The following is a 16538-nucleotide window of genomic DNA, read 5'->3' as shown; positions in this document are numbered from 1 at the left end:
TTGCCGTTCTGGACGAAGAGATCGCGCAAGGGGCGAAATCGTCTCGCACGATCTGGGATCGAACACGCACAATTCCCCATCATGACGACCCGTCTTCGCCAAGTGTTGCTTTTCCCCATTCTGGTGGCGTTCCTCGTCGTGTGGGCGTTCCCGAGCCCATCCGCTGCCCATCCTGCCGACGAGTTGCTCCAGCATCTTCAAGTCGATCTCTCCCCCAAGTCGATCGAGATCACGATCTCGATCGGTGGCGGGGTTCTGGCCAAAGAGTTCCTGATTGCCGATCTCGACCAGGACCAAAATGGCGCTGCCTCCGCGGCGGAGATCGCCACCTGGAGCCAAAAGTTCGTTCAGCACCTGGCGATCTCGATCGACCGCCGCCCGATCCCGCTCGATCCCGCCAAAGCGAGTGTCACGGTCCCTGATCTGCAAGCCTTCCACGCCGGTGTGCAGCCGATCGAGGTGCGCTTTCGGTTCCCGGCGATTGCTCCGGCAGATGTCGAGCAGCTCATGATCGTCTCCAATACCTATCGAGCGTTGCGTTCCTCCTATACCTTCGCGGTCAGCACCAGCGATGGCATCGGTATCGTTTCGCAGGGATGGCCCTCGGCAGAGAACCGCGTCGCATATGGGCTGGGCATCGGCTCTCCGGCGGAGAAATCCGAAATCAGCGCCAGCGCCCTCGCGTCCACCAGGCTCGGCGCCCGAGCCGCTGAGCTCTTCGGCCGCGAGCGCACCCCCACGTTTTTCCTGGTCTTGCTTTCGACCTTCGCCGTCGTCGGCGCGCTGCATGCCGCCCAGCCCGGCCATGGCAAAGCGCTGGTGGCCGGGTATCTGGTTGCGACCCAGGGCACCATGCGCGATGCGTTCGCCCTGGCCGGGATCGTCACCTTCACCCACACCGCCGGGGTCTTTGCGTTGGGAGGGCTCACCATCGCCGCCAGCGCGATCTTCTTGCCGTCACGCGTCGTTCCGATCATGCAGGTCGTCTCGGCGCTGCTGGTCATCGGTTTGGGACTCAGCTTGATCCGACGGGCCTACCTTGGGATCAGGCACAAGCATGTACACGCGCACGATGCGCATCACCATCACGACCACGACCATGCGCACCATCATCATCACCACGATCATGCGAGCCTGACCGACGAGGAACACGCCCGGCTCCACCTCGAGGAGGCGCTTGCGCTGCGGGACCGCACGTCGCTGCGCGATCTGCTTGCGCTGGGGATTGCGGGGGGAATCGTTCCGTGCCCGGAAGCGTTGGCCATTCTCCTGCTGGCCATCGGCTTGCATCAGGCGTGGCTCGGCATGATCTCCATCGTCGCCTTCAGTCTTGGGCTGGCCGCCGTGCTGGTCGCGTTCGGGGCGGTGGTGGCGTTCGTGCAATCCCGCTCCTCGACCATGCTGCAGCGCCTTCCCGGAGGCGATGCGAGCGTCCCTGGGAGAACCGTTGCCACTGCGGCCCGGCTTCTTCCCCTCGCCAGCGCTGTGCTCATTACGACCGTCGGGGTCGTCATGTTGCTGGCGGAGCTGGATTAGGTGTGGTTCGTGGTCCAGAGCCCGGTGTCCCGGGCGTGTGGCGGTTGTCTCTGCTGGAACCCGGAGCCGAGGGCAAGCACAGCGCATCGGTCCGGAAAATACATTGACCCGGTCCAAAGACCGGGTCAATGCGGGAAGGGGAGGGGTGGAGCGTGTGCGGCGCTCCACTGGGCTTGGGAGAGAGCATCGATTTTGGGGTGATGCTCTCAATGCCGTATACGTGGGGCGGTTCGATTCGGATTCATTCGGATTCACGCGAGTTTCCACGAGACACGATCCGGCCAAATAGGCGACTATTCTCATATCGGAGTCGGCCGGTGGCACGTGTCGGGGAGGGACATGTCTTTCGCGCAATCGAGCCTCAGCGCTTTTCCCCGTCCCCAAACGTCGCTCATCGGCCGCGAAGCCGAAATCGCCGCCATTCACGATCTTCTGCATCGGCCGGATGTCCGCATCCTGACCCTCACCGGCCCTGGCGGCGCCGGGAAGACTCGCCTCGCGTTGCACGTCGGGTTGACGACCGACGGCTTTTCCGACGGCCGGTGGTTCGTCGAACTGGCCGGACTGTCCGATCCCTCCCTCATCCTGCTCCGCATTGCCCAGGCTCTTGGGATACGCGAACGCACCTCCGATACGGCTGGCGATCAGATCGTGGAGGCGCTGCAGGGTCGGGAAACCTTGCTCGTGCTCGACAATTTCGAGCATCTCCTGGACGGAGCTACGGAGCTTTCTCAGCTCGTCTCACGCATCGAAGGGCTGATGGTGCTGATCACCAGCCGATCGCCGCTGAATCTGGCGCACGAGCATGTCTTCTCGATTGGCGCGCTCGATGTGGCCCCGGATGGCCAGATCGGCCACAGCGAAGCCGCAGAGCTCTTCCTGCAACGCAGCCGCGCGATTCGCCCCGGCTACGATCCCTCTCCCGCCGATGTGCGCGCGATCGAGGAGATCTGCGCGCAGCTTTCCGGGTTGCCGCTCGCCATCGAGCTGGCCGCTGCGCGTATTCGCGTGATGGCGCCCCAGGCGCTGCTCTCCCGGCTCTCGCAACCGCTGCGGCTCCTGTCCGCGGGGCCGACCGATGCGCCCGATCGGCATCGCTCCATGCGCGATGCGATCGACTGGAGCTATCGCCTGCTGGACAACAAGCAACGAGCATTGCTGCGGGAGATGGGAGTCTTTGCCGGGTCAGTCCCGCTCGACGGGATCGAAGCTGTTGCCACCGCCGCGGGAATCGGCGAACCGGAAGAAGCGGTCGATCTCATCGAGCGGCTGGTCGATGCCAGCATCATCGAGCCAATCGAACGGGAAACCAAACCCCGATTCCTGCTCTTCGCTGCTGTGCGCGAATTCGTCCTTGGCGAACTGGAGCAGCTGGGCGAGTTGCCGGCGGCGCGCGAGCGGCATGCCGTTTGGGTCGAACAGATGACTGCTGCCCTTTCCCGCGAGTTTGCCGGTCCGCGAGAGCATGTGGTTTTTGCCCGGCTCCGGGTGGAGCTGGACAATATCCGCGCCGCGCTCGACTGGTCGCTCGAACGCGGGGACGTGGCGCGCGCGGCACGTATTCTGGGCAACCTGGGCGACTTCTGGTCCTTCGGTGGCCAGACCGACGAGGGCAAGCGCTGGTTCGAACGCATCGACCCGCGGCGCGACGACAGCGAATTGACAGAACGCGATCTGCATCGCTATTGGGTCGCGGCGGGACTCATTGCCTGGGCAAGCGGCGATGCAGCGTTGGCGGCGGAGCGGTATCGGCGCTCCCATGACATCGTGCCAGCCGATCGCGCAGCCCAGGCAACTGCGTTGATGTGGCAAGCGCAATCTGCCTGGTATGCCGGCGATTACCAGGAGATGCACCGGTTCGCGCAGGCGTCCCTGGCCACAAGTCCCGAACGCAGCATCCCATGGGCGGCCGCGCAAACCCTGCTTGGCATTGCGGAGATGCGTCTCGACCGGCTCGACAGCGCGGAGGAGACCCTGCAAGTCGCGCAAGAGCGTCACGCGCATATCGGGTTTACACGCGCGTCCATCTGGACCCTGCAGCTGCTGGGCGATCTTGCCTTCCTTCGCGGCGACTATCCGGTCTCCGCTCGTTGGCATCGCGAGAGCCTCGCGCTGGCGCTCGAGTCAGCCAATCCGTGGGGTATCTTCGAAGACCTCTCCGGGTTGATGGCGATCGCGCTCAAGCTCGGCTATACCGAGGAAGCGCTCGAGTTGCTGGCCAGCGCGGAACTCCTGATGACCTCGTCCTCAGTGGTGCCGCGTGAGGGATCCTGGCTTTCGTCGGAAGATCGCGCTCGGCTCAAGGCAAATCTGGCTCCTGACGATCTTCGGCTCCTTGCCCAGGAAGCAGCTGCCCAATCGTTGCCACAGCTGGTGGCACGCGCATCGGAGATCGCGGCGCAGATCGAATCCGGCCAACGACGGCCCGCGCGCCCGAAGGCGCCGGTCAAACGCACGCCACAGGCGCCCAACGCGTTCGATCTTTCGCCTCGCGAGCAGGCCGTGCTTGCGCTGCTCGTGCAGGGCAAGACCGACCGGCAGATCAGCGCGGAGTTGAAGATCAGCCACGGAACAGCCCGGAGTCACGTTGCGCATGTGCTACAGAAGCTCGACGCCCGCAACCGCGCCGCGGCCGTTCGCAAGGCGCTGGAACTCGAACTCGTCTGAAGCGACCAGTCGTCTGTCGACCGCCTCGACGGCCGCTGACTGACGACTGAGTACCGCCCGCCGACGGCTCCGTTCTACCCGCTGGACAGCGACTCCCAGACCCTGGACACTACCGCAGCGATTCGCGCTTCATCCGGCGGAACTGACTTTGTCCTTCGAACCGTCCAATCTCAACCGATTCCCTCGCCCACAGACCTCGCTGATCGGACGGACCGAGGAAACCGCGGCCATCCATGGCCTGTTGGCGCAGCCCGGTGTTCGGCTGGTTACGCTCGTCGGTCCCGGCGGTGTGGGCAAGACCCGGTTGGCATTGCATGCCGCCCTGACGGCGCCGGGATTCGAAGGCGGTCGCTGGTTCATCGAGCTTGCGGGTGTTGCCGAGCCGTCGTTCGTGCTTCCCACCATCGCCCAGCAGCTCGACCTGCGTGAGCGTGGAGCCGATTCGCTGCACACGCAGATCGCGGAAGCGCTCGATGGAGCCAGCGCCCTGTTGGTGCTCGACAACTTCGAACACCTGTTGACCGCGGCGCCGCTCCTGTCGCAGCTTCTTTCCCAATCGCCCGGTTTGAAGATTCTCACCACCAGCCGCGCCAGGCTCAATCTTGCGAACGAGCAGGTCGTTGCGCTCGGCCCGCTCGGTCTCAGCAAACCTGCAGCCGGAACTGGCCACAGCGAAGCCGCCGAGTTGTTCGTCCAGCGCAGCCGCGCGATTCGCGCGGACTACGCGCCGTCGTCCACCGAACTGGATGCGATCGAAGCGATCTGCGCCGAACTCTCGGGCGTTCCCCTCGCGATCGAGCTTGCCTCGGCCCGGACGCGCATCATGGCGCCCCAGGCATTGCTGAATCGCCTGTCGCAGCCGTTGCGGATTCTGGCATCTGGCCCCAATGATGCGCCCGAGCGGTTGCGCTCGATGCGCGATGCGATCGACTGGAGCTACCGCCTCCTTCCCGAGGAACAACGCGCCGTTCTGCGCGCCATGGGGGTCTTTGCCGGCACCGTCCCGCTCGATGGGATCGAAGCGGTGGCCGAAGCATCCGGTATTGCGGCACCCGGCGAAACGCTCGATCTCATCGAACACCTGGTCGATGCGAGCATGGTGGAAACCGCGGAGACGCCCGACGGCGAGCCGCGTTTTCTGCTCTATCCCACGGTGCGCGAGTTCGTCACACTGGAACTGGAACGCGCCGGCGAGTTGGACGCCATGCGAGAGCGCCATGCCGCGTGGGTCGACATTCTCACGACGCGTTACGAGCCGCTCATTTTCGGCCCACGCGAACACGTTCTGTATGCACGCATGCGTGCGGATCTCGACAACATCCGCGCCGCGCTCGCTTGGGTCTTCGAACGGGGAGACCAGCGGCGGGCCATTCGCATCGTCGGAAATCTCTGGGCAGTCTGGGCATTCAGCGCGCAGGGAAGCGAGGGGCGCCGTTGGAACGATCGAACGCTGCCGCTGATCGCTACCTGCGACGCGGAACCCGCGGAAGTCTGGCGGCTTTTCCATAGCGCGGGCATTCTCGCCTGGTCGCAGGGGGAACCGACGCTTGCGCTCGAGCGGCATCAACAGGCGCTGGAGGTCGCGGTTGCGTTGGGCGATCCGGTCAAGCAGGCGATGTCGCTGCTCTGGTCGGCCCAGGCGGTTTGGTATCAGGGCGACTATCACCGCATGATCGAGCTATCCAACCAGACCCTGGCATTCCAGAAAGAGGCTCCCACGTACGCCGCGGGCGCCATCGATCTGATCGGCATCGCCTACATGCGGCTTGGGCGGCTCGAAGACGCCGAACGCGAACTCAATCTGGCACTGGAGGAGCAGTCAAGGTATTCACAGTCGCGTGGGGTGATCTGGACGTTGCAGCTGCTGGCCGACCTGGCGCTCCAACGCGGAGATTCCACGACCGCCGCGCGCTATCTGCGGGAGAGCCTGCCCCTGGCACTGGAGACCGAGAATCATTGGGCCATCTTCGAAGCGCTTTCCGGATTGATCACGATCGCATTGCGTCTCGAGTGGACAACGGAAGCGCTCGACCTGTTGGCCAGCGCCGAACTCATGCTCACCAGTTACGCGGTGCTGCCACGCGAAGGCACCTGGATTTCCGATGCCGATCGCGCTCAACTGAGAACGCATCTCCAGCCAGACGATTTGCACCGGCTGGCAGCGGATGCCGTGGGGATGACCCTGGCCGAGTCGGTGACACGGGCGGAAGCGATCGCCGGAGCGATCGAAACGGGCAAGCGCATCGAAGGGTTGTCGCTTCGCGGAAGCGCGGATCCGGAACGCCCTGAAACGTTCGACCTCTCACCGCGGGAACAGGATGTGCTGGCGTTGATGGTGCAGGGGATGACCGATCGCCAGATTGGCGATGCCCTCTTCATCAGCCACGCCACAGCCCGCACGCATGTGGGTCATGTCTTGCAGAAGCTCGACGCCCGCAACCGCGCCGCAGCTGTCCGCAAGGCACTGGAACACGAGCTGGTGTAGCGATTCGACGCCCGATCACCGCGCCCTGGGTCCAGACGATACAGAACCCGAATCCCATTGGCAGCGTGTGGCGACTACGCAATTCGACGGCCAGTTTTGGTCGGGGATCGGACGAAAATACATAGTACGACCGATGACACGCCGCGCTTGCGGGTGCATGCTGGTATCAGGGCGCATGGCATTCTGGCCAGCGCGATCGTGAAGGAGGTGTTCCGCCTGGCCGAAGATCGAAGGCAGGCAGATCGATCGAATCGAAATAGGCGATAGATGTAATAGATGCAAACGAAATAAGAGGAAAAAGAATGATACGTTTGAGAAATCCGTTCAAAGAATCGGTCTATCTATTGATTGCTGCGAGTGCGCTGTTTGCCGTGGTTGCCATTGCCGCGCTTCCCGCGGCTGAGAACGAAGTGCCGTTCGTTTCCAGCGCCTGTGTCGATGGCCTGGTTTGGGACGGATACGCATGCGCTCCGCAGACGGTCGGATCGATCTCCGATCTGATCCAGCCGACTCCAGGGAATGTGTCCTCGGCGCAACTCTTCTCAGGGCAGAGCATGCCGGTCGAATCCGCGGAGATAGGCTCAACGCCCATCTTGTTCGGCATCGATCCGGCTACGGACGTATCTGCTGGCCGGAAATAGGGACGTCAGTTCGGACGAGAACGTGCGGCAGATCGTGGATCGGCCGTGCTGCGCATGTTCTGGAGCGGCTGTGTCGGCACTGGGTTGCCTGTGCAGCCGTTCCAGATGTGAGTTCGAGATACTGGGTTCATCGACGTGCGCAACATGGACCCGTGGATTGCCCGCCAGGAGGATGTCGCGCTATGCCGGTGATTCTGCCGTGGGCGGAGGCGGCGGAAGCGACTTCCCCGCACGCAACCCGAGCCAGATGATCGCTGCCGAAAGGAGCGCCGCCAGGATGACCGTTTCGATGGGGCCCGCGTGGAAGTACTCCTTGACTACGTCGTCGTGCAGGATCATGCGTGTCGCGGTCAACACGAGCACGACCACGCCGACATAGAGCAGGATTGGCAAGCGTCCGAGAATGCGCGCTACCAGCTCGCTGCCCAGCATCAGAATCGGGATCGAGAAGATCAAGCCGAAGATCAGCAGTCCCAAATGACCTTCGGATGCGCCGCCGACCGCGAGAATGTTGTCCAGACTCATCACGAAGTCGGCCAGGATGATGGTCTTGACGGCGGCGATGAGCGACTCAGCTTCGGAAACGTTGTGCGCGTCCTCATGCGGGCGCACCAGTTTGTAGGCGATCCAGAGCAGCAGCACGCCGCCAATTGCCCGCAACAGGGGGATATCCAGCAACAACGCTGCCAGGATGGTGAACGTCACACGCAGCACGACCGCCCCAAGGCCACCGAACAGGATCGCGCGTTTGCGGGCATCGGGCGGCAAGCTCCGCGCGGCCATCCCGATCACAACCGCGTTATCGCCCGAGAGCACCAGATCGATGAGCACGATGCTGGCGATCTTGGCGATGAAATCAGCTTCCATTCAGAAATCGCTCGAAACGGGCGCACGTGGCAAGACGGCCCGAATGACCGATTTCACGCCCACACCCATCAATAGTAGTGCACGCCCCTGGAATTTTCGGAGTTCCGCAACTCAGTTGCTGGTTGTCAGTTGTCAGTCGTCAGTGGCCGGCCGCCAGTCGTGGGTCGCATTGCCCATTGCCTTTTGCCTGTTGCCTCTTGCCCGCTGCCTCTTGCCTATCACCCACTACGCCGGCAGGATCATCCGATCGAACACCATCGCTCCAAAAAGCAACGCCAGATACCAGAGCGAATAGAAGAATGTCTGCCGCGCGAGCTTCTTGGTGCCCTTGCGATAGAGCCCGTATGCCAGTGCGAGGAAGATCGCATTCAGCACCAGCGCCGAAACCAGATAGATCTCACCGAGTCCGAACGGGGTAATGAGCAGAGACACCGAGGCCAGGAGAAATGTATAGAGCAAGAGCTGCTTGCGGGTTTCCTCTTCGCCGACGACGAGCGGGAGCATCGGAACCCCGGCGCGGTCATACTCGCCCTGCTTCAGCAACGACAACGCCCAGAAATGCGGTGGGGTCCAGTAGTAGATGATGGCGAACATCAACACCGGCGCCACGGCAAGCGATCCGGTCACGGCTGCCCAGCCGACCAGCGGCGGGATTGCCCCTGCCGTTCCACCGATCACGATGTTCTGTTCCGAACGGCGCTTCAGGTAGTAGGAATAGACCACCACGTAGTAGAAGCTGCCCAGGGCGGCCAAACCGGCCGCGAACCAGTTCGTTCCAAATCCGAGGATCAGCACTGCCAGCACGTTTAGGGCCAGCCCATAGATCAGCGCGTTGCGCGGGGAGATTTCTCCGGTTGCAGTGGCGCGATGCTGTGTGCGCGACATCTTGCGGTCGATGTCCCGGTCGATATAGCAGTTCAGCACGTTTGCGCCAGCGGCCGCGAGCAACCCGCCCAACATGCCGGCAACGACAATGCGAAACGGCGGGAGCCCCGCTGCGGCCACCATCATGGCGGCGAGCTCGGTTGCCAGCAGGAGTGTCAGGATCCCCGGCTTGGTGAGCGCGATGTAGTTGTCGATTTGCCGCCGAAGCGGAATGGCCGGTGCCTGCGCTCCCGATTCGTGCGTGGCGGGTTCCGCCACACGGCTCAGCGTTGTGCGCACGGTCGGATCGGCCGGTTGTGGCTCGACCAATCCATCGAGAAACGAGCGAAATCTGCCGGTCTGTGATGCCATCTGGGTTCCCGCGGGTAGACTGAAGCAACGCCAACGCCGCATCTCCCGCCGATGCTGGGGCGCATTGGGATGAATTGTACGCTGCCGCCCTGTTCCGGAGAGTCCTCGATGGATCGTGATCCCGCCTCCTACGCCGGCGCTGTGCGCGCCCCGGACTTCCCCGGGGACGCCGTTTGGATTGGCAGCGCGCCGATCCAACTCTCCGAATTGCGCGGAAGGGTCGTGCTGCTCGATTTCTGGACCTCTGGATGCATCAATTGCATGCACATCCTGCCCAATCTGCACCGGCTGCACCTTGCGTTCCCTGATCAGCTCCAGATCATCGGCGTGCATACGCCGAAATTCTCCGCGGAAAAGGATCCTGATCGCCTCGCGCTTGCGATCGACCGGCTCGGTATTCATCACCCCGTCGTCTCCGATCCCGACTACGCCATTTGGCAGTCATACGCTGTCGATGCCTGGCCGACCCTCATCTTCATCGACCAGCGAGGGCGTGTCGTCGCGCGGCACGCTGGCGAGTTCGACTATGACCGCGTGCATGCGTTCATCGAAGCGCTTGTCACCTCGGCCGAAGCCGTGGACCCGGCATCGGAGCACCCACGTTCACGACCGGGATCGCAGCAGCAGGACCCGGTGGAAGATAGCGAGCGAATTCGCTCTGGGCACACCACGCTGCGTTTCCCGGCCAAGGTCGTTGTCGACCCCATCCAGCACCGTCTTGTCATTGCCGATTCCGGCAATCACCGCATCCTCATTGCGACGCTCGACGGCATCGTCCTGACCACGATCGGCACCGGTCTCCCAGGGGCCGATGACGGGGATTTCTCCGTCGCCACATTCACCCATCCCCAGGGGATCGCGTTCAGCCCGGACGGCCAGTCGATCGTCGTTGCCGATGCCGGAAACCATCTGCTTCGTCGTATCGATCTTGCTGCCGGTACGGTGAGCACCGTCGCCGGCACCGGCCAACGCGGGTTGCCTGCCGTTGGTGGCCCAGCGCGCGAAATTGCTCTTGCGTCACCCTGGGATGTGATCTGGTTCGAGGAGCGCTATCTGATCGCCATGGCGGGTCTGCACCAGGTCTGGAGCTACGATCCTGCCACCGAGCGTCTCGCAATCATGGCCGGAACCGGGGTCGAATCGATTCACGATGATCGTTTCGCCAATGCCACGTTCGCCCAGCCGATGGGGCTCGCTGCCCTCGGACGGACGGTCTGCGTGGCCGATGCCGAATCGTCGGCGGTGCGCGCGCTCGATTGCGACAGCGGACGTGTGCGGCGGCTGCTGGGACGAGGACTTTTCTATTTCGGCGATCTCGACGCGATCGGCGACAGTGTCCGATTGCAACATCCGCAAGGAATTGCCGCGACCGAAGAGGACGGCCAACCAGTGCTCTATCTGGCCGACACGTTCAACAACAAGATCAAGCGCGTCGATCCTGTACGTCGAGAATCCTCGACTATCGCCGGGACGGGCGAACAGGGCCTGGTCGACGGCGATGCGCTCGACGCCGAGTTCCGCGAGCCATCGGGACTGGCGCTGCATGAGGGGTTGCTCTACATCGCCGACACCCACAACCATGCGATTCGCGTTGTCGACCTGGACCAGCAGGAGGCGCGCACGCTGCAGCTCACGTTTGGTTCGGATTCATCTCGGCAGAGCTGACGCTACGGTTGCAAGGGCGCGCATGCTCCGCCGCCCGCGCTCGAGCGATCGCTGCAGCTCTCGTCATGGATGACGCATGGCGATGGTTCGTTGCCGGTCAAGAGATAGCAATCGAAATGGGTCTGGCAGACGTCGCCATGTGTTCAGATCGATTCTCGCGTTCGAACCACGGAACGCACATCCTGCGAAAGAAGGGTTTCTCTGCCGGGCTCTTCCACCGCGCAGACGAACCCAAACACGCCCGCGGATCAGTAGTCGAGGTCGCTGGCTTCGATGTTGAGAAACTGCTGAGTGCCCGACACGGTAATGTCCTGCGCGGCGTTCATTGCATCGACGAACCCCGGCACCGAGAAAACGATCAATCGCAGCCGGTCCCAGGTCTGCAGGCTTTCGGTCTCGACTTCCAGCGTCACCATGTCGAAGTTGCCGGTCAGGCCGCTCATCACCCGCCAGCGAATTCCCTGTAGCTCTTCGAATTCGGTGAGGGACTCGATCGCTTCCGCAATCATCCCTGTCAGGACGCTGCCGTATCCGAACTTGGCTTGAAGCTCCGTGCGAACGACGATCATGGCCGCTCCTTCCTGGTGCGCCTCGATGGACTCACGAGAAACGTGTCCGCTTTCGGCATGATAGAGCGGTTTTGTGTCGCGTCAAGCGGTAGGGAAGCGAACGAGCCTTCTCAGACGGCAAGAGTCGTCATCTGGGATGGTGTATTCGCATGCTCGACGTGCCGTGTTTCCGTGCTGGACGCTCTCACATGACCGAGGCGGCAGTACCGTCCCAGAGCAGACGAATCTCCGTCAACTCCACGACGTTACCATCCGGATCGTCCAGGTAAATTGCCACATTGCCGTTGCCGAAATCGACTCGCTCGACCGCAAAACCCAATTCTTCGAGCCGGGCTTGCGCCTGATCGATCGTTCCGGCCGGGATGCGCAGCGCGAAATGCACGTGCGCGCCGCCGCGGCCATTGTGAATGGCCACCGCGCCCCCGGATTCCACCGGCCACAGTCCGAGGAACCCTTCATTGCCGAGTGACAACCAGGTGGCCGGTCGCTCGTCTCCCCAGCGCGTCGCGACCGGCAGGCCGATCGCTTCCGTGTAGAAGCGTTCCGACTCTGTCAGATCGGCCACCTCGAGCACCATCTCGTACATGGCGACGACTGGCGGCGGCTCAGGCAGATCGAGCCAGCTCTTCGAGAAATTGGTCAACGCCTGTCTCCTTTCCGCGGTGATGTCACATGGTAAACCGCGGCATCAATAGGTTACTATTCGTAAGTAGCTGCAATTTCGCGCAGCAAGGAGATGCCCTTTATCATGACCGAACCCATGAACGGTTCCGAATCGCTCGCAGTGACGATGATTGCCGATTTCGCCTGCCCCTGGTGCCGTATCGGCAAAGCCAACCTCGATGCTGCGCTCGAGCAATGGACCGGACTGCCGGTGTCGGTGACCTATCTGCCGTTCTTTCTCGATCCCTCATTGCCTGCCGAAGGAAAGAACTTCCGCGATCACCTGGCCCAGAAGTTCCAGGGCGTGCCGCTCGACGCCATGTTCGATCGGGTTTCGCAGGCCGGTCAGGCCTCCGGGCTGGAGTTCCGCTGGGACCTGGTCGGTAAATCGCCAAATACCACGCTGGCGCATCAGTTGATCTTCATCGCCCCAGACGAAACCCGCGGCGCGCTCTCCACGGCCATCTACGACGCCTATTTTCTGCAGGGCAAGGACATCACTGATCTCGATACCCTGGTGGAACTGGCCGGGGCTGCCGGGCTCGACCGCGAGGAGACTCGTCGGCGTCTCCAGGCCGGCGAGGGCGCCGCGGAGGTGCACAGCATCGCTCGCCAGGTCTCCCAACAAGGTGTCACCGGCGTCCCGTTTTTCATCTTCGATGGGCGCCTTGCGCTCAACGGCGCGCAACCGCCAAGTGTGATTCTCGAAGCAATTCGCCAGGTCGCCGAACCGGCGCTAACGCCGGCCGACTGACACTCGACGCGGTGGCGACGTTTACGACCATCCGTTCCGATGTTCCCGGAGGTGCAAGATGGTCGCCTTCGAGCTCGCGCCACCATTGATCGGGAAACTCGGAAAATAGGCCATTTCCCCTCTTGACAGGTGAGAACATCCGTTCTAGGATGGGCTCCGCCCCGTAGTATTGGCAAATGGGAAAAGCGTTAGGAGAAACAGTGAGCGCAACTATGACACGCGACGCCATCGCCTGGGACGAACTGCATTCCAAGGACCGAGGCAAGGCCGAAGCTTTCTACAACACGCTCTTCGGATGGACGTCTACCGCCGTCGAGATGGGTCCCGAATACACCTATCACTTGCTCAACCGGGCCGACAACGGCCAGATGTTCGCTGGCTCTCACCAGCAAGGACCCGATGAGGCCGACCAGCCATCGTTCTGGCTCGTTTTCCTGGAGTCCGATGACGTCGACAAGGCAACCGCGAAGGCCTCCGAGCTCGGGGCGACGGTCATCATGGAGCCTGCCGACATTCCTGGAACCGGCCGCTTTGCGGTGCTCATGGACCCGCAGGGCGCTGCCGTAGGCTTCCTGACCTACGCGGATGGCGGAGCGGCGCCGGATCGTGGTGAAGGCCACGGTTGCATCGTTTGGCACGAACTGGTTTCTGGCGATCCTGATGCCTCCGGCAACTTCTATTCCTCGATTTTTGGATACTCGGCCGAGGTCGAGAACATGGGCGAACTCTCGGCGAGGATCTTCAAGCAGGACGGCGAGATGTTCGCCAACATCCTGCCGAAACCAACACCAGAAGCGCCCGACGCGTGGGTCTTCTATGTCGAGACACGGGATGCGCAGGCAACGGCCGACCTGGCGACGAAGTCCGGTGGATCAGTCATCGTCCCGCCGATGCCGTTGCCACCAATCGGCACCATCGCCTGGCTTGCCGATCCGACCGGCGCGGTCTTCGGCATCTTGCAACCCGCAGATCCGGCCGCGAGCTAGGCGATGGCGGCATCGTTGCGTCGGTATCGTGGCGACGGTCTGTTTGTCTGGTATGACCTGATGGCGGTCGATGAGGCCGCCACAAGCCCGTTCTACAGCGGATTGTTCGGGTGGGAGTTTTCGGCCGAAGCCCGCCCGCCCGATGGGTATCGAACGGTGACGCTGGACGGACGTGGTCTCGGCGGCTGCTTGCCGTACCAGACCGAGTCCGGCCGGAGCGCCTGGATGGGATACATCCAGGTCACCGGCATCGATGATCGCATGGAGCGGGCGCGAGATCTGGGCGCTAACTTCTATGTCGAACTCATGGAAATCCCCGGTATCGGCAAGCTTTCCGTGCTCGATGATCCGACCGGCGCGTCTTTCTATCTTTACCAGCCGTCGTCCGAACTGTGGACGACTGAGTCCGCATATGATCGCGGGCCGGGGCATGTCATCTGGAACGAGCTCATCACCAACGACCTGGAAGCTGCCTCGGCGTTCTACCGGGAGATCGCCGGGTGGGAGCTCGTGCCGATGGGTGACGGCCCCAATCCCTACACAGTCGCCAAGGCAAATGGCGCCCCGGTCGCCGGTCTGTTTCAACCTGGCGAGTCTCCGGAACGATCGGCCTGGATCATGAGCGTCGAGACGTCCGATATCGATGCCACCATCGCGCATGCGGTCGAACTTGGCGGAAGGATCATCCATCCGGCCAACACGGTTCCTGGCGTGGGGCGCACTGCCTGGATCGCCGACCCCACCGGCGGTGTCGTCGGTCTCATGCAACCAGAATCGGGCTGGCTCGACCGGCTCTAGCTACAATGGTCGTACGCGCCGCGCCGAATGGCGGGGCGCGTTTGTTGCCCAGCCCAGGCATCGCAGGAGGCTCCATGGCATTTTCCCTCGACACCTCGACTGACTTCGGGAAGCGCGTAGCTCACCACCTCGCAAACGATCAGGTAGCATGGCTGACCACCGTCAATGGCGATGGCCGGCCGTTCCCGAGCCTCATCTGGTTTCTTTATGAGGACGACGGCACTTTGTTGATCTACAGCCAGCCGAACAAGACCAAATTGCGCAATATTGCTTCGAACGCCGCGGTCTCGATCAACTTCAACTCCGACGCCTACGGCGGTTCGATGGTGGTCCTCTCTGGAACGGCAGTGGTCGACGAGTCGACCAATCCCTCCGCGCATTACGCGGCGTATCTTGCGAAGTACACGAGCGGCATCGAATCGCTCGGCATGACACCCGAGAGTTTTGCTGCTGAGTACAGCGTTCCGATCCGGGTGATTCTGCAGAACGTCCGCGGTTTCTAGCGAAACGCTCATCGCTGGCATCACGCCAGGTTTTCTCAGGAACAAGGCGTGCGAGATAGGCAGACGGCGCTTGCAACCGGCAGGCGCCGTCGACATTTCTCGCTGCCGTCGGGGTGCCGCCGGGTTCATCGTTCCATCCGCATACGCACAATCCGCGGCTTGCGCCCTCCCCTATGTGGGATACTGGTCAGTCGCCCGGAGTGCTGGAACCCGGGCGACGCACCGAAACCAGGGAAAACGTGACCTCAGAACTCTTTCGTGCTCCAACCTCCGACGAGCTCGAACTGGCCCGTCTCCAGGTCGAACTCGAATCCCGCCGAAGAGAACTCGAACGACTCGAAGCCGAGCGTGACACGCTCGAAATGGGCCTGACCCGCTTTGCAGCGGAAGTGAAGGCACGAGTCGGTGATGTCAAGGACGAGATTCGCCGCGTCAGGCACGAGCTGGACGAAATGCGGCAACGCATCGCCAAGTTACGGTCCGATCCTGCTGCGACGCCGGCGGAGGTAGAACGCGACGTTGCGGAAGAAATGGCCCAGGCAGAAGCCGAGATGAATGGCGAGTTCATTCATGGCCCTGGATCGAACGGCAACGGCCGGTCCAATCTCCCGACCCGACCGATGAGCTCGATCGAAACCGAAGCGGAGGTTCTGCGGCTCTATCGCGAGCTTGCCAAGCGGCATCATCCCGATCTTGCGCGCACCCCTGCGGAGCGCGAGCGACGCGCAGAGCTGATGTTGCGGGTCAATGTCGCCTACCGCGATCGCGATCTGGCCACGTTGCAGTCGATCTATCTCGAAGTCCAGCTCGATTCGCCGCTTTCGTCGGACGAGCTTACCCGTCAGCGGCTCGCCTGGACCCGGCATGAAATTGCCCGGCTCGAACGCGAGATTCGCGCGGTCGAGATGCGCATCGAAGCGCTGACCACCACCGACACCTACACGCTCTGGCAATCCCAGGAACGGGGCGAAGCCGCGCTGGACGAGTTGGAGTCGCGCACCAGGCAACGGCTCACGCGCGAACGCGAGCGTCTGGACGAAGCCACCGCGCAGTACGACCGTATCGCAGTTCGACGCCAGGTGATGCAGCGCCGCGCGGCCAGCCGGACGTATGATGCCGCGCAAGCATCTGGCGGGAGCGACTGACCTTCTTCCGCCGTCCCAACGAG

At 62.7% G+C, this 16538-nt stretch carries 14 protein-coding genes; 10 read left to right on the top strand and 4 right to left on the bottom strand.

What is annotated here, in order from left to right; all coding sequences use genetic code 11:
• The first annotated feature begins 81 nt into the window (after positions 1-81).
• From R2855_07495 to R2855_07480, 4 genes are all read left to right on the top strand, one after another.
• A complete protein-coding gene (locus tag R2855_07495) occupies positions 82-1536 on the top strand; it encodes a sulfite exporter TauE/SafE family protein (GenBank protein ID MEZ4530863.1) in 1455 nt (484 codons plus the stop codon).
• A 339-nt stretch (positions 1537-1875) separates the two neighbouring features.
• Complete coding sequence (locus tag R2855_07490) at positions 1876-4203, top strand: LuxR C-terminal-related transcriptional regulator (GenBank protein ID MEZ4530862.1); 2328 nt, start codon at positions 1876-1878, stop codon at positions 4201-4203.
• A gap of 148 nt (positions 4204-4351) precedes the next feature.
• Positions 4352-6688 carry a LuxR C-terminal-related transcriptional regulator gene (locus R2855_07485; GenBank protein ID MEZ4530861.1) on the top strand — a complete coding sequence of 779 codons (2337 nt, stop codon included), beginning with the start codon at positions 4352-4354 and terminating at the stop codon, positions 6686-6688.
• Positions 6689-6990: 302 nt separating this feature from the next.
• On the top strand, positions 6991-7329 hold the full coding sequence (locus R2855_07480; GenBank protein ID MEZ4530860.1) for a hypothetical protein: 339 nt from the start codon (positions 6991-6993) through the stop codon (positions 7327-7329).
• 180 nt (positions 7330-7509) lie between these two features.
• Here the strand turns inward: R2855_07480 and R2855_07475 are convergent, their stop codons facing one another.
• Together R2855_07475 and R2855_07470 are read right to left on the bottom strand one after the other, a co-directional pair.
• On the bottom strand, positions 7510-8196 hold the full coding sequence (locus R2855_07475; protein ID MEZ4530859.1) for a TerC family protein: 687 nt from the start codon (positions 8194-8196) through the stop codon (positions 7510-7512).
• A 225-nt stretch (positions 8197-8421) separates the two neighbouring features.
• Positions 8422-9432 (bottom strand): heme o synthase, encoded by a 1011-nt coding sequence (locus R2855_07470; protein MEZ4530858.1) that lies wholly within the window; start codon positions 9430-9432, stop codon positions 8422-8424.
• A 108-nt stretch (positions 9433-9540) separates the two neighbouring features.
• Between R2855_07470 and R2855_07465 the strand changes: the two genes are divergently transcribed.
• Positions 9541-11097 (top strand): thioredoxin-like domain-containing protein, encoded by a 1557-nt coding sequence (locus R2855_07465; protein MEZ4530857.1) that lies wholly within the window; start codon positions 9541-9543, stop codon positions 11095-11097.
• Positions 11098-11345: 248 nt separating this feature from the next.
• On the opposite strand, the gene R2855_07460 is transcribed toward R2855_07465, so the two are convergent.
• Together R2855_07460 and R2855_07455 are read right to left on the bottom strand one after the other, a co-directional pair.
• Positions 11346-11666 (bottom strand): hypothetical protein, encoded by a 321-nt coding sequence (locus R2855_07460; GenBank protein ID MEZ4530856.1) that lies wholly within the window; start codon positions 11664-11666, stop codon positions 11346-11348.
• Between the two features lie 184 nt (positions 11667-11850).
• Positions 11851-12309, bottom strand: coding sequence for a VOC family protein (locus R2855_07455; protein ID MEZ4530855.1), 459 nt, complete (start codon positions 12307-12309; stop codon positions 11851-11853).
• Positions 12310-12414: 105 nt separating this feature from the next.
• Between R2855_07455 and R2855_07450 the strand changes: the two genes are divergently transcribed.
• From R2855_07450 to R2855_07430, 5 genes are all read left to right on the top strand, one after another.
• On the top strand, positions 12415-13083 hold the full coding sequence (locus tag R2855_07450) for a DsbA family oxidoreductase (GenBank protein MEZ4530854.1): 669 nt from the start codon (positions 12415-12417) through the stop codon (positions 13081-13083).
• A gap of 200 nt (positions 13084-13283) precedes the next feature.
• Entirely contained in the window at positions 13284-14069 is a 786-nt protein-coding gene (locus R2855_07445) for a VOC family protein (GenBank protein ID MEZ4530853.1), read from the top strand.
• A 15-nt stretch (positions 14070-14084) separates the two neighbouring features.
• Entirely contained in the window at positions 14085-14867 is a 783-nt protein-coding gene (locus R2855_07440; GenBank protein ID MEZ4530852.1) for a VOC family protein, read from the top strand.
• 74 nt (positions 14868-14941) lie between these two features.
• Positions 14942-15370 carry a TIGR03667 family PPOX class F420-dependent oxidoreductase gene (locus tag R2855_07435; GenBank protein ID MEZ4530851.1) on the top strand — a complete coding sequence of 143 codons (429 nt, stop codon included), beginning with the start codon at positions 14942-14944 and terminating at the stop codon, positions 15368-15370.
• Between the two features lie 239 nt (positions 15371-15609).
• Positions 15610-16515 carry a hypothetical protein gene (locus R2855_07430; GenBank protein ID MEZ4530850.1) on the top strand — a complete coding sequence of 302 codons (906 nt, stop codon included), beginning with the start codon at positions 15610-15612 and terminating at the stop codon, positions 16513-16515.
• Positions 16516-16538 lie beyond the last annotated feature (23 nt).

The sequence above is a fragment of the Thermomicrobiales bacterium genome (assembly GCA_041390825.1).
Classification (GTDB): Bacteria; Chloroflexota; Chloroflexia; order Thermomicrobiales; family UBA6265; genus JAMLHN01.
This window is presented reverse-complemented; position numbering and strand designations above follow the sequence as displayed.